This is a genomic window from Acinetobacter sp. CAU_H_29a_1 (assembly GCF_058599505.1).
In genome coordinates this window covers 1,836,301-1,849,810 of the sequence record NZ_CM178655.1, presented here as the reverse complement: position 1 = coordinate 1,849,810, position 13,510 = coordinate 1,836,301, and the positions used below count along the sequence as shown (strand labels likewise).

14 protein-coding genes and 1 pseudogene are annotated in these 13,510 nt (G+C 36.7%); 11 read left to right on the top strand and 4 right to left on the bottom strand.

Annotated features, from left to right (window positions below; all coding sequences use genetic code 11):
- The first annotated feature begins 6 nt into the window (after positions 1-6).
- The 5 genes from AC4MDD_RS09095 to AC4MDD_RS09075 all read left to right on the top strand — a co-directional run bounded on the left by AC4MDD_RS09095 (position 7) and on the right by AC4MDD_RS09075 (position 2,745).
- The gene (locus AC4MDD_RS09095; protein ID WP_491881453.1) at positions 7-585 is read left to right on the top strand and encodes a lysozyme; all 579 of its coding nucleotides are present in this window, start codon (positions 7-9) and stop codon (positions 583-585) included.
- A 660-nt stretch (positions 586-1,245) separates the two neighbouring features.
- A complete protein-coding gene (locus AC4MDD_RS09090) occupies positions 1,246-1,461 on the top strand; it encodes a cold-shock protein (protein ID WP_004693381.1) in 216 nt (71 codons plus the stop codon).
- A gap of 106 nt (positions 1,462-1,567) precedes the next feature.
- Positions 1,568-1,795: a hypothetical protein gene (locus AC4MDD_RS09085; protein ID WP_491881452.1), complete on the top strand. Its 228-nt coding sequence runs from the start codon at positions 1,568-1,570 to the stop codon at positions 1,793-1,795.
- Positions 1,796-1,835: 40 nt separating this feature from the next.
- On the top strand, positions 1,836-2,036 hold the full coding sequence (locus tag AC4MDD_RS09080; protein ID WP_491882608.1) for a hypothetical protein: 201 nt from the start codon (positions 1,836-1,838) through the stop codon (positions 2,034-2,036).
- Positions 2,037-2,487: 451 nt separating this feature from the next.
- Entirely contained in the window at positions 2,488-2,745 is a 258-nt protein-coding gene (locus AC4MDD_RS09075) for a hypothetical protein (protein WP_491881451.1), read from the top strand.
- 78 nt (positions 2,746-2,823) lie between these two features.
- Here the strand turns inward: AC4MDD_RS09075 and AC4MDD_RS09070 are convergent, their stop codons facing one another.
- Both AC4MDD_RS09070 and AC4MDD_RS09065 read right to left on the bottom strand, forming a co-directional pair.
- Positions 2,824-3,306 (bottom strand): hypothetical protein, encoded by a 483-nt coding sequence (locus tag AC4MDD_RS09070; protein WP_491881450.1) that lies wholly within the window; start codon positions 3,304-3,306, stop codon positions 2,824-2,826.
- Entirely contained in the window at positions 3,303-3,530 is a 228-nt protein-coding gene (locus tag AC4MDD_RS09065; protein ID WP_004693368.1) for a hypothetical protein, read from the bottom strand. The genes AC4MDD_RS09070 and AC4MDD_RS09065 overlap by 4 nt, the downstream gene beginning before the upstream one ends.
- 265 nt (positions 3,531-3,795) lie before the next feature.
- Here AC4MDD_RS09065 and AC4MDD_RS09060 point away from each other — a divergent pair, with 265 nt between their 5' ends.
- Together AC4MDD_RS09060 and fumC are read left to right on the top strand one after the other, a co-directional pair.
- Positions 3,796-4,803 (top strand): NAD-dependent epimerase/dehydratase family protein, encoded by a 1,008-nt coding sequence (locus AC4MDD_RS09060; RefSeq protein WP_491881449.1) that lies wholly within the window; start codon positions 3,796-3,798, stop codon positions 4,801-4,803.
- 111 nt (positions 4,804-4,914) lie between these two features.
- Entirely contained in the window at positions 4,915-6,309 is a 1,395-nt protein-coding gene (gene fumC, locus AC4MDD_RS09055; RefSeq protein WP_004979849.1) for a class II fumarate hydratase, read from the top strand.
- Between the two features lie 285 nt (positions 6,310-6,594).
- Here the strand turns inward: fumC and AC4MDD_RS09050 are convergent.
- Positions 6,595-7,727 (bottom strand): IS3 family transposase gene (locus AC4MDD_RS09050; RefSeq protein ID WP_223235881.1). Its coding sequence is split into 2 segments (ribosomal slippage): positions 6,595-7,475 and positions 7,475-7,727, totalling 1,134 coding nucleotides; the frame shifts between segments, so codons are not numbered across the junction.
- 79 nt (positions 7,728-7,806) lie between these two features.
- On the opposite strand from AC4MDD_RS09050, the pseudogene AC4MDD_RS09045 reads away from it, so the two are divergent.
- Together AC4MDD_RS09045 and AC4MDD_RS09040 are read left to right on the top strand one after the other, a co-directional pair.
- A pseudogene (locus AC4MDD_RS09045) lies at positions 7,807-8,193 on the top strand (hypothetical protein); the annotation flags it as partial.
- A gap of 186 nt (positions 8,194-8,379) precedes the next feature.
- Positions 8,380-8,982, top strand: a complete 603-nt coding sequence (locus tag AC4MDD_RS09040) for a nitroreductase family protein (protein WP_491881448.1) — start codon at positions 8,380-8,382, stop codon at positions 8,980-8,982.
- A gap of 63 nt (positions 8,983-9,045) precedes the next feature.
- Here the strand turns inward: AC4MDD_RS09040 and AC4MDD_RS09035 are convergent, their stop codons facing one another.
- Positions 9,046-9,600: a thermonuclease family protein gene (locus AC4MDD_RS09035; protein ID WP_491881447.1), complete on the bottom strand. Its 555-nt coding sequence runs from the start codon at positions 9,598-9,600 to the stop codon at positions 9,046-9,048.
- A gap of 336 nt (positions 9,601-9,936) precedes the next feature.
- On the opposite strand from AC4MDD_RS09035, the gene AC4MDD_RS09030 reads away from it, so the two are divergent.
- The gene (locus tag AC4MDD_RS09030; RefSeq protein ID WP_491881446.1) at positions 9,937-12,564 is read left to right on the top strand and encodes a type VI secretion system Vgr family protein; all 2,628 of its coding nucleotides are present in this window, start codon (positions 9,937-9,939) and stop codon (positions 12,562-12,564) included.
- Entirely contained in the window at positions 12,565-13,470 is a 906-nt protein-coding gene (locus AC4MDD_RS09025; RefSeq protein ID WP_286406309.1) for a DUF4123 domain-containing protein, read from the top strand.
- Positions 13,471-13,510: the final 40 nt, after the last annotated feature.

Genomic DNA, 13,510 nt, shown 5'->3' with positions numbered 1-13,510 from the left:
TGAAAAATGAAACAGATATTTGATTTTTTAAGAAAGATCAGCGGTGGAACACTTACTCAAAAACAAGTTGATGCTACGAATCAAGTGATTGCAACGGCTACAGATACATCAGTGGCTGATATGTTGGGTCTTGCTATCGATCAGTTGGTGGTTAGTCTTTTTGGTGTGGATCTCATCTGTGGTTTTGAGGGGAAACGGCTTACTGCTTATGACGATGGTGTGGGAGTGTGGACGATTGGTTTTGGTACCACGGCTTACCCGAACGGCATTAAGGTCAAGAAAGGTGATACCTGTACTGAAGCACAGGCCAAGGCATACATGGCGCATGATTTAAAAAAATTTGAATCGGCTGTAAATAATGCGGTGACTGTACCGCTTAATCAGAATCAGTTTGATGCACTGGTATCACTTGCGTACAACATTGGGACTAATGCATTTAGTGGATCAACTTTAGTTAAAAAGCTGAATTCCAATGATTTTCGCGGTGCAGCAGATCAGTTTGATGTATGGGTGAATGCTGGTGGTAAACGCATGCAAGGGCTTGTTAATCGTCGCGCTAAAGAAAAGGCTTTGTTTCTATCATGATCAAAGCATTATTGCTGTGCATCCTCCTATCAGGTTGCACAGCGCATTCGATTTCGTCAAGGGTGCATGTCACTGTTTGTGTTCAGTGTGTGAATTGAAAAAGCTCTCTATCTAAATGAGGGCTTTGGTATAAGTTTTATCGTGAGCGAAATAAGCGTTCTTAATTAATATATTGATACGACTAAAAGTGTTCAAGCATCTGATTGATTTTTAATTTAATTACTTATCAATAGATGCAGTAATAAAGTTTGCAGGGTGGTAGGAGCTTTGTATATGGGAAAAAATCATCATTCCCGAAACTAAAAAAACTAGAATTGTTATTACAGAGTTATAAAATCGCATTCACTAGTTATCAATATTACTGAGCTTCAGAGTAACAACATCTTACTGTATTTACAATAAAGGTTTAATTTTATTGTAAAAATCAAAAAATATAAGGCAAATAAATATACATATAAGAAAACTTGATTAAATTAATTTTTAGTGTATAGTTAAGTTAACTAGAAAAAAGTCTTGTTTCGGTAAATCTTCTTTAAGCATCGCAGTTTTAGTCATAATCCTTCGTTTTTTCAGATTTTAAGTCTCAAAATTTATTATTTTCAAAGTTATAAACAGTCAATCAAATGACTCACAATTATTAAAAAATCAGTAGGATTTATTATGTCAAACTCGAATGTTGTTAAAGGTACTGTAAAATGGTTCAACGAAACTAAAGGTTTCGGTTTTATCCAGCAAGAATCAGGTCCAGATGTTTTTGCCCATTTTAGCGAAATTGCTAATTCAGGTTTCAAAACACTGTTTGAAGGCCAAATGGTTGAGTTTAGTGTAGCTCAAGGTCAAAAAGGACCAAATGCTGTAAATATTGTTGCTATCTAAGCAATAATTGACAGTAATAAAAAGCACTAAACAGTGCTTTTTATAAATTGAAAGTTAGTTTTAAAGTTTTTTCAAATCGAGAAAACCTTCAGAAATAGGATACAAGTTGTTAAAAATAAACGATTTAATTGCAAAATCAAAAAATGGTACAGAAATTATAGTGTCGCTCATCCCTTTAAATAATATACAAAATACTCGTAATGGGTTAAAAACTATAGAAGTGGGTAAGCGAATACTTCTTCAATCAGGTAAAGAAGTTGATTTGAACCTAGATGGAAGAACTTTTTATACGTCTTTAAATCAGATGTTTAAGTTAAATTATAAAGTAATTTAATCAAGTTATATAATTTCTAAATAATTTAAATTAAGGACCCATCTATGTTAAAAAAGAAGTCACCGTAAAAGATCAATTTGGTACTGAATATAATATTCAAGCAACAGTTGATAAGTCTATTGTAGACCTACAAGATCACTCAAATTTAAAATATATTACTTTTGAAGGTGAGGATATTCGCCCTAGTTTTGAAATGTTTTTTCAGAGCCTTGAAAGTAGTAAGATTTTTAAGTTAATTTAATGTCTATATATAAAGAAAATTTGAATTTTTTATTTGATTTAAAATATATTAAACCTGTTTTTTTCATTTTAAAATCATATATGTTAGTTTTTATTTTATTTGTATCTATTGTTTTAACTAGTATCATACACAATGATGTTGTTGATACTATTTTGACTATTTTAAATTTTTTTATTGTTTTTAGAATTATTTTTGTGCTGCATGTAAAAATTATAAAGTCCATCTTCGAAATTTGTAGCCCTTAAAAAGCTCTTATTTTCAAGAATCAATAGAATAATCAAACCATGACATATCACTCCCTCTGTCATGGTTTTTTGTTGCCTCTTCATAACTCATATACATATTTGTTATTATATTTCACTTCCCAATTTTTATAAGTTTGCACACATAGACTTATTCCTTTTTATTCTTTATGATCACTGCTTAAATAACAACCAAACTAAGAATAAAAATGATTTCAAAACAATTTAGGATCGTCAATGGAATACTTGCAGTCATTGGCATTGCTGCATTCATCTTTTTCCAATACCAAATGAGACCTGACAAACTTGGTGGCTTTGAGAAAGGCACAGAAGAGTATTACGGCTATCAATACGCACGTGATAACAACCTAAAGAGTGCGGATCAATGCGATGATGAGAAGGATGATCCTGAAATGAATATAAATGAAGCGTTCATTAAAGGGTGTCGCTCATACTTTAAGAAATAAGTTTCTACCGCACTGCAATAATGGAAGAGCTCTCCAAGTTAGGGCTTTCATATAAGCGTTACTATGTTAAATATGTAATTAATTAGAGTTTACAAAATTGCTAAATTTTTTCTTAATTCTTCTCATGTCATCAAGTGTGTAACCATAACTTCCAAAACATTGATGTAGTATTTTGGGATCGCTCATTGGACTATCTAATACATTAAAGAACTCATTAATAGTATTTATATTTGATGAGTTAGCCTCATGCTTTTTTGTACGATGGTTGGTTTTAATTAATTGATTTTTACTAAAATCATAAGTTGTAATTAAATCTGGTAGTTTTTTTTCTTGAGGATTTCGTTTTCTGAAATCAGCATTATAAAGAGGGACACAGCTTTCTATTATTTGTGATAAAGCAGGATCATTTAAGAACTCATTCAGATTGGAAACTATATCCCCAGTAGGTTTCGAATTACTAATATTTGAAGGTTTTACTGGAAAACCATGAAACATCCACTGTATTCCCCAAATAATGGTAATCACTAAAATTACTGTAAAAATAATTTCTAACTTTTTCATTTCCCAACAACCTTAGCACCTTTCCAAAACTCCCCACGTCGTCTTACTAGAAATGAACTAGCGATACTTTCAGCATGGAATACTTTGGCATCATCTTTGTTATCGACCCAAAACCATTCGGGTTGATATACCTGCTGGATATCTGAAAAATCATCATATTCAGTTATTTCTTGTGTTGCATCTCGATATGCAAGCCACTTACCATCTTTGGTGATGTAGGCCATTGAACGCCCCCTCAAATTACAAACTTCACAATTTATTCAATAAGTTTTTTCTTTTCATAAACGATATACAGTACATAGCTATAACTGTAACACATGCAATATTCCGAACCTTTAAAATGATGATATAGTGCTCTTGCAGATTGACCGACTCAAGAGAATTTTGAGTCGGTTTTTTGCGTTTAATATCTGTGGATAAGTCATTTGAAACACCATAAATACACCAATAAAACGCAACTTGCTGATTATTATAAGGAGTATGTATACAATGATTTTAGTGACTGGTGGTTTAGGCTTTATAGGCTCTCATATTGCTTTGAGCTTTATGGCGCATGGGCAAGAGGTCATTATTGTAGACAATTTATCCAATGCGAACTTACAAACTCTTGAACGATTAGAATTTATTAGTGGCATGTACGTGCCTTTTGTCAAAATTGATATACGAAATACGCCTGCTTTAAACAAAGTTTTTGAGCAGTATTCCATCGATGCGGTGGTGCATGCAGCAAGTTTTAAATCGCTTGAAGAATCAGTACTGAAGCCTTTGGAATACTATAATGACAATGTCAGTTGTATCATGAGTTTACTGCGTGCCATGCAGCGCACAGGTGTCCGAACTTTGGTTCATCTTTCAAGTCTTGCCGTCTATGGTGAATCCAGCCTATATTTAGAAGAAGATTTAGAGCTGAATTACGGCTATCCAAACCCGTATATCAAGTCGCAGCAAATGGTCGAAGAAATTATTCGGGATACAGCAAAAACGGATAATGAATGGAAAATTGCAATTTTAAGAATGGGCAATGTTGCTGGTGCATTTGAAAATGCGATGCTCGGAGAACTGTTCCCGCCTTTACCGAAAAATATTATTCCACTGTTGATGCAAGTCGCTGCAAAACAACGTGATCACATTGAACTCAGAAAAAGTGCACAAACCACAGATCATACCGTAGAGCGTAGTTTTTTACATATCCTCGATGCCTGTGATGCGATTGCGGCTTCGCTACAATGGTTAAGTATTCAACAGTTTGCTTGTGAAGCCTTTAATATCGCAGGTCAAAGTGTATCGATACAGCAGTTGGTTGAAAAAGTTGAAAATGTAACACAAAGTGATATTGCTACAGTCGATGTTGTGGATTCGCATATCGTGGAATTAGATCAGGTCGCAGCAGAGTGTAGTAAAGCGAAAAACGTTTTACACTGGCAAGCGAAACGCAGTTTAGAACAAACCCTTGAAGATGGATGGCGTTTCTACCAACAAAGTTTAGATGGCCGTTAATTAATTTAATGATAATAATTATCATTTACATATTTTTGCTTAATCATTAAGATAAGGAAAACAAGTGCAAAATAATCATTTTGCAATTCACTTAAAAAGGAAGAGGTTAAAATGCAAACACGTATTGAACATGACACGATGGGCGAAGTTGAAGTACCGAGCGAAGCACTTTGGGGTGCTCAAACTCAGCGTAGTTTGCAAAATTTTAAAATTGGTAGTGAACGTCTACCACGTCCAATGATTCGTGCCATGGGCTTAGTGAAAAAAGCAGCAGCATTGACCAATGCTGAGCTCAACCAAATTCCACAAGAATTGGCGCAATACATCGTCGGTGCTGCGGATGAAGTGATTGCAGGGCAGTGGGATAGTCAGTTTCCTTTGGTGGTATGGCAAACTGGTTCAGGCACACAAAGCAACATGAACTGTAATGAAGTGATTGCCAATATCGCCAATCAGAAACTTGGCAATCCTTTAGGTGCACAAAAACCTGTACACCCGAACGATCATGTGAATCGTGCACAGTCGACCAATGACTCGTTCCCAACGGCGATTCATGTCGCAGCAAGTATTCAGATCAATGAATTACTGATTCCTGCGGTTACCCAGCTTCGAGATACTTTAGAGGCAAAGTCTCAAGCATTTGCTGACATCGTCAAAATTGGCCGAACTCATTTACAAGATGCGACACCCTTAACCTTAGGCCAAGAATTTAGCGGTTATGTTTCTCAGCTCGATCACGGCTTAAAGCGTTTACAACAAGCACTTTCAGGTTTGTATGAGCTGCCTTTAGGTGGAACGGCTGTAGGTACAGGGCTGAATGCTCATCCTGATTATGCAGAAAAATCAGCGGAGCAACTGGCACAGTTGACTGGACTGCCTTTTGTGACTGCACCAAATAAATTTGAAGCATTGGCTGGGCGTGATGCAGCAGTGTTTGCCTCGGGTGCATTAAAAACGCTTGCGGTAAGTTTGAATAAGATTGCCAATGACATTCGCTGGTTGGCAAGTGGCCCGCGTTGTGGTTTTGGCGAGTTACGTATTCCAGAAAATGAGCCAGGCTCAAGTATTATGCCGGGGAAAGTGAATCCGACTCAAAGTGAAGCGATGACCATGGTGGTGGCTCAAGTCTTAGGCAATGACACCACGATTAATGTTGCGGGCGCATCGGGTAACTTTGAGTTGAATGTATTCATGCCAGTGATTGCGTTTAATTTATTGCAGTCGATTCAGCTTTTGGGTGACGCATGTAATAGTTTTAATGATCACTGTGCAGTGGGTATTGAACCAAACCGTGAAAAAATTGATCACTTCTTACATGACTCATTGATGTTAGTTACGGCTTTAAACCCAGTGATTGGCTATGAAAATGCAGCGAAAGTTGCCAAAACAGCCTATAAAGAAGGGAAAACGTTAAAACAGGTGGCCGTAGAATTGAACTTAGTCACGGCTGAGCAGTTTGATGAAGTAGTACGTCCAGAGCAAATGATTTCACCAAATGTAAAATAGCCCTTGGTCCAGATGCTCAACTAAAGAGCAAATGAACACCAGCGGTTTTTATCTTTGGGCGAAGTCGGTACAATGGTCGACTAAAGATAAACTGCTGATGAGTTACCATGCTTGATATTTATTTGACAGATGTTCAGAAAAACGTGCAATTTAACGATTATCCGGGTGAACATCCTGTTAAATTTGTTTTAAATTTCAAAAAGATTTTCCCAAGTGTTATGGAGAGAGGTGGTCCCACATGTTTGAACAACTAAAAGCTTATTTATAAGTGATACTCTGCTCTAGTTAAGCTACCTTATTTTGTTGTGGTAGCTGGTCATAGTAAAACTCATCTGGAGTCATTTTGTCCAGACTCGAATGAGGTCGTTTCAAATTATAAAATTCAAAATATGCGTTTAATTGCTTCTTCGCATCCAAAACATTGCTGTAGGCTTTGAGATACACCTCTTCATATTTAACGCTCCGCCATAATCGTTCAACCATCACATTATCAACCCATCGACCTTTACCATCCATACTGATTTGAATGCCATTTGATTTCAATACATCAATAAATGCATCACTGGTAAACTGACTGCCTTGGTCTGTATTAAATATTTCAGGTCGACCATATTTTTCAATAGCTTCATTTAATGTTTCTATGCAAAATGTAACCTCCATACTAATCGATACTCTATGCGCAAGTACCTTGCGGCTATGCCAATCAATCACAGCACATAAATAAACAAAGCCTTTTGCCATAGGGATATACGTTATATCCGTAGACCACACTTGATTACTGCGCTGAATAGCCAATCCTTTGAGCAGATATGGATATTTGCGGTGAGCTTGATTAGCCTGGCTTAAATTTGGTTTGCAATATAACGCATTAATGCCCATTTTCTTCATTAAAGTACGTGTATGACGTCGTCCTATATGATGTCCTTGACGATTCAACAAATCACGCATCATCCGGCTACCTGCAAAAGGGTATTGCATATGTAACTCATCCATACACCGCATCAGCTTCAGATCTGATGCACTCACAGGTTTTGGGCGATAGTAATAACAACCACGGGAGACTTTCAGCAGCTGAGCTTGCTTAGATACTGAAATCTGAAGTGAGTCATCGATTAACTTTTGTGGTTGAAGCGGCCCAGTTTCTTCAACACACCTTCTAAAAAATCAATTTCTAATGCCTGCTCACCGATTTTTGCATGTAGTTTTTTTAGATCGATGGGTGGTTCTGTTGGAGCTTTTGATTGATCGAAAGCTTGCGAGGAAGCTGAAATCAGTTGATTTTTCCAGTCGATAATTTGGTTTTGATGAACATCAAATTCAGCACTCAATTCAGCAAGTGTTTTTTCTGCTTTAATCGCAGCAAGTGCTACCTTAGCTTTAAAATCATTTGAATGATTTCTTCTTGGTCTACGTGCCATAAAATACTCCATATATTGATGTTTATAACATCATTTGGGGAGCAAAATATCACTTATAAGTGTTGTTCAAATTTCCTGATCCACCTCTGAGTTATTACTTCCTGTTCTACCTGAAAATGAAAATCTTGAAGAAATGACATGGGAATCAACCACGACTGACTTTGAACTTTTCAAACTGTTGTTGAGTGGTTGGGGCGTTATTGAATTACGCTTAAACGCGATCAAACAGTTTAAAGATAAAGATTTTGCCGATGCTCTAGTGAAACGTGCACAACAAAAGCGCAAAGACTTTGCAAAAGCACAGCAACAGTTGAAAACAGTTGAACTCGATTATTTATTTATGCATGAGATTCATGCATTGATCGATGCAGAATTGGTTGAACTGGGTGAAAAGTTCTATTTACCCGTTCTTCGTGACTTATGGAAAAATAAAATTTCCACTCAAGTCTTAGAAGCCAAATTTTAAGTCATTCAAAAATCCTCCAAATGGAGGATTTTTTATATCGATAGCAAAACTATGTATTTGCGAGCACAAGAAAGTATTTAAACTGCATCTAAAGCAATAAATTTTATTATTTGGTCAAATGTTGGAATTAATATTGCTTGATACATTGCGTCATCATTCACAGTATAACCGTAAGGATTTTATAATATGTCAAATCAGTTCATCGACTTAATCACAAAGCGTCGTACCATTTATGCCATTGGTAAAAAGGTCGAGCACAGCCCTGAATTTTTAACTGATTTGATTCAAACTGCCATTAAACAAAGCCCATCATCGTTCAATTCACAGTCATCTCGGGCGGTAATTTTATTTAATACGGAACATGAAAAGTTTTGGACTTTTGTGGCTGAAAAACTGAAGTCTTATGCTAAAGATGAAGAAAGCACGGCTAAAACAACGGCAAAAATGACCAGTTTTTCAGCAGGTGTGGGAACTGTTTTATTTTTTGAAGATTTAGATGTAATTCAGGACTTACAAGAGCAATTTCCATCTTATGCTGAAAATTTCCCAGTATGGGCAGAGCATTCAACTGCAATAGCGCAGTTTGCAACTTGGACTGCATTACATACCTTAGGTTTAGGTGCATCTTTACAGCATTACAATCCAATTGTAGATGAAGAAGTCCATGCTGAGTGGGATGTGCCTGCAAGTTGGAAACTGCGAGCACAACTGGTCTTTGGTTCAGTTGAGGGCGAAGCTAAAGAAAAAGGCTTTGTGGATGATGCTGTACGCTTTAAAGTCTTCAAATAATTAATGAAAAAGCCACTCTACACGATGGAGCGGCTTTTTTTAGGCTGAGTTTTTACAGATCGACTACTTCTTCATTTTGCGGTAGTCACTCGGGCGAATAGGGCGGGTGCCGCGCCATAAACCTTTCTTGTGCTTTTTCGCATGATTTTGTAAAGCATTCATATGTTTCAAATGCTTTTTATCTTTAATATAGTCTTCATAGACCCATGCTGCACCACGTTTGACCATCTCTTCATTCATACTTCTCCGAAAACGATAAATTTCACCTACACAACGACCATAACGGTCAATGTCTGTAATGCGAACACGAACCACTTTCCGATAAACCATTTTTTTGATTAAGCGTTTGGATTCAGGTCCATAGCTTTGAGTCGACTCAGGCGCATCAATATAGGCAAAGCGTAATTTGGTTTCAGAGCGTCGAAAGTTAAAGCGATAACATGTTAGCGTATCACCATCACTTATAGCCGTAATTCGACACCAATAGGTTTTACCTTTTTTAAAGGGATGGAGAAGTTGGCTGAGTGCATTTTGTATTTTATAAAAAGTAAATACCAGTATCAGGCAAAGGGCGAAGCCAATACCGATGAGCCAGCTATTGGACAGGTGATCAAACATAGAGGAGAGCAATGGAAAATAAAAATATCAAAAAGACATTGTATGGTAGATACACTATTTAAAATGCTTTAAGTGATCTCAAGTGTTTATTTTTCATAACAAAATAGATGTTTAATTAAACAAGTAAACTGGAACAAATTTTTAACGAAATAAAAAAGCCAATAGTCAGTTTAATAGAGTGAATTTGTATTCCTTTAAATCATTTGAATGCTATTTAAACTGATATTTTCATAAGAAAAATAATTATTTATCCCTGATAACAAAAAATATACCGAATAGTTTTGAGAACAATACATTGTTTTGTTAGCATATTCTTGTAAAATTAAGGTCATAATAATGATAAATAATATTTCCACTATTTTGGATAAGCTTGGTTTTGGACTGCAAAAACGAGCAATTAGTATTCAACTTTCAAATACAGCAGTTAATTCTCAAATCATGCTGCAACGCCTCGAAGGTTATCATGGTATTAATGATGGGTTATCCTTAGAACTAATCTGCTTATCTACAAATCCATATATCGAATTAAAACAATTTATTGGATGCCAAGTTGCCGTTGATCAGGTGACAGATTCAGGCCAACTATATAGAACTACAGGTATTATTACAGGTGCAAGCCAAGGGCAAAGTGATGGTGCTTTGAGCCTCTATCGGCTCACCATGCAGGATACCACTAGTTTACTGCGCAAACGGTGTAATAGCCGTGTATTTATGAATAAAAGTGCGGTGGAAATTTGTGAAATTATTTTCAAAGAATGGCAAAGTAAAAGCCCTTTGTTTGCTGCTAGTCTAAAATTAGATACCAGTGGTTTAAGCAGGAATTACGATATACGCCCTTTCTCTATGCAGTCGAATGAAAGTGATTATGCGTATTTAACTAGGCTGTTACGTGAAGAGGCGATTAATTGGTTGGTTGATGAGTCTCATTTTTTTGTCTCAAGTAACGATGACAATATTGAGCCACAAATACTTAAGTTAATAGATAATAATGCTCAATTTGAAGCAATTGAGCGAAGAAGCATTCGCTATCATCGTTCAAATGCCACAGAACAATTAGATAGCATTACAAGCTTTATTGCGCAACGTCAATTGCAACCGACAGCCATTCACGTACAACGTTGGCAAGCTGATCGTTTGAGGCAAGAAGACTCAAGTGGTTCAGTGATCAGTTCACATCAGCACAGTGCCCAGCAAGATAATGAAAGTTTAACTTTGGAGCAAGCTTGGAATATCTCACCTGCTTGGATTGGGGATCTAAAAGGGGAAGATCAGGCTACTGCTTCAGGAAATGGCCAATTAGATAAACTCAATAAACAGCTGAATCAATATCAGGCTTTGCAGGCAAAATATTTTATAGCAAATAGTAGTGTACGTGATACTCAAGTTGGCTATTGGTTTCAGTTGAATGATCATCCGGAGCTAGAGAAGAACCATAGTCCAAAGGATAAAGAATTTTTAATCTTAACGAAGCATTTTTATAATCAAAACAACCTGCCTAAAGATATCAAAGATCAAATTGAAAAGTTGTTAAGTTTAAGTCATTGGGCAACCAGTAAAGACAGTGATCAAGAACGTCAAGCAAATGAGCTAACTGTCGTACGTCGTACGATTGAGGTTGTTCCTGAATATGATCCATTGACTCACCGTCCGGCTGCACATGTACAACGCGCTAAAGTTGTGAGTGATGGTGAAGAAATCCATGTTGATGAATGGGGGCGAATCAAGGTCCGTTTCTTATTCACACGTAGAGAAGACCATGCACACGATGGTGGTGCAGGATCAAATGACACTGATACCGATTCGGCATGGATAGATGTTCTCACCCCTTGGGCAGGCGAAGGTTATGGTGCACGTTTTTTACCACGTAAGGATGAAATGGTTGTTATCGATTTCTTTGATGGCAATATTGACCGTCCATTTGTGACTGGCCGTATTCACGAAGCGCAGCGTTTGCCAACCAAATTTGATATTAAAGGACAACTCCCTGATACCAAAAAACTCAGTGGAATCCGTTCAAAAGAAGTCGGAGGTGAAGGTTACAACCAACTGCGTTTTGATGATACAACAGGGCAAATCAGTGCCCAGTTACATAGTAGTCACGGTGCAACCCAACTGAACTTAGGGAATTTAAGTCATCCAAAAGACAAAGCTGAAAGTGATGGTCGTGGAGAAGGCTTTGAACTCAGAACTGATCATGCAGGTGCTATTCGAAGTAAAGGACTATATCTTTCAACGTTTGTTCAGGATAAAGCAACCGATATACACTTAGAGACAAAAGAAGCCGTCCAAAACTTCACAGAAAGTTTGGAAAGTATGAAAGCACTATCTGAATATGCAGTTAAGCAAAAAGCTGAAGCTGCAGATATGCTCGAAAATATTGATCAATATATCAAAACGATTGAATCACAATGGTCTGACTTAAAAGCAACGAAAGATGCTCTGATGCTTTTGGCATCACCAGAAAGTATTTCTCTGGTTTCAGGGAAAGATATCCATATGAATGCTTTGGATAGTATTACCGTTGGCGGTGGTCAATCGATCAATGTTAGTACAGATGAACACCTCATATTGAATGCCAAGAAAAAAGTCAGTGTTTTTTCAGGTGAAGACGATCTAAAAATTTATGCAGCAAAAGGCAAATTTGATCTGCAATCACAAGACAATGTATTAGATATTTCAGCACGACTAGACGTCAAAATAACTTCATCTGAAGGCAAAGTAGAAATTCATAGCCCGACCGAAATTGTATTTAAAGCAAAAGACAGTGCCTTAAAAATCAATGGTGATGGGGTTACCGTCATTACACCAAATAAATTTACTGCCAAAGCTAGTCAACATCTCTTTACAGCAGGTGCGAGTGAAAGTCCTACACTTCCTCTTTTCCCTAACAATATTTGTTGGGAATGTCTCGCTCGACGGGCAGCACAACGTGGTGCTTTTATTAACAAAGGAGATGGAATGTAAATGATAGGCAACCAAAGTCTCCAAATTTTCTTTAAAACATTTGAAAAGTATCCGCTTGATCAAGTTGGATTAAACGTTTATGCATTAGCCGATGCAGCCCAAGATAAAACATTCTTAAAAGTTTTAGAGCATTTAAGGCAAAAATGCCTATTGAAAGAAGCAGGTGGTGAAAAAGCTAGAGAAATCTCTCCACATTTACTGCAATTACCAAAAGACTTTACTGCACTCGAATGGGAGTGGATAGAAAAAAATATCGCTGGCACGACCAAAATGACGATTATTATTTCACCCTTGACATTTGATTACTTATATAAACACTTACGCCAATTCTTAGATGTCGAATTCGATGGTGGTCTAGAAATGATGTTGGCATTTTGGGATCCTGCTATCTTAGCAACACTGGTTGGCCACAAAGCCGATAAAACATTATATGTACAAGGACCTGTATTCAATCCACAACAAATTGAAACCTTGCTTAAACCGATTCAAAGTTGGTGGTACTGGGATCGTTCAGGTAATTTGCAGGGCATATTTGGCTTGAATGAGCGTGTTGAATTACTTCCATCCATAGAAGCACCACTACACTTTTCCGCTGAACAAGAAGAAATGATGGTTGAGGCAACCTTTCCCGATAATTTGATGTATTACCTCAAACTCAATAACTCATTTTTAGTCGATAAAATTGATGATGATACATTGTATCAGTTGGTGGTTAAGAGTATCCCTAAAGCAAGAGCTTATGACCTGGCTGGTACACGTGATATTTTAAATTTCATCTGTTTAAAGCTGATTTACAAAGATAAATTTGAGTCTGACGATAATTTACAGTATCAATTGATTCATTTGAAAGATAAAAAGTTCACAATGGATCAAGTAATGAATAATGTAATGGCTAAAACTGAATAATACAATTTTAGTTTTTTATACACCTTATTAAAATGAATAA

Bases quoted from the DNA above. Each gene is read 5' to 3' on its own strand.
- AC4MDD_RS09025 (WP_286406309.1), top strand. From the start codon at position 12,565: ATGATAGGCAACCAAAGTCTCCAAATTTTCTTTAAAACATTTGAAAAG.
- AC4MDD_RS09035 (WP_491881447.1), bottom strand. From the start codon at position 9,600: ATGTTTGATCACCTGTCCAATAGCTGGCTCATCGGTATTGGCTTCGCC.
- AC4MDD_RS09060 (WP_491881449.1), top strand. From the start codon at position 3,796: ATGATTTTAGTGACTGGTGGTTTAGGCTTTATAGGCTCTCATATTGCT.
- AC4MDD_RS09095 (WP_491881453.1), top strand. From the start codon at position 7: ATGAAACAGATATTTGATTTTTTAAGAAAGATCAGCGGTGGAACACTT.
- AC4MDD_RS09070 (WP_491881450.1), bottom strand. From the start codon at position 3,306: ATGAAAAAGTTAGAAATTATTTTTACAGTAATTTTAGTGATTACCATT.
- AC4MDD_RS09075 (WP_491881451.1), top strand. From the start codon at position 2,488: ATGATTTCAAAACAATTTAGGATCGTCAATGGAATACTTGCAGTCATT.
- AC4MDD_RS09090 (WP_004693381.1), top strand. From the start codon at position 1,246: ATGTCAAACTCGAATGTTGTTAAAGGTACTGTAAAATGGTTCAACGAA.
- AC4MDD_RS09040 (WP_491881448.1), top strand. From the start codon at position 8,380: ATGTCAAATCAGTTCATCGACTTAATCACAAAGCGTCGTACCATTTAT.
- AC4MDD_RS09065 (WP_004693368.1), bottom strand. From the start codon at position 3,530: ATGGCCTACATCACCAAAGATGGTAAGTGGCTTGCATATCGAGATGCA.
- AC4MDD_RS09030 (WP_491881446.1), top strand. From the start codon at position 9,937: ATGATAAATAATATTTCCACTATTTTGGATAAGCTTGGTTTTGGACTG.
- fumC (WP_004979849.1), top strand. From the start codon at position 4,915: ATGCAAACACGTATTGAACATGACACGATGGGCGAAGTTGAAGTACCG.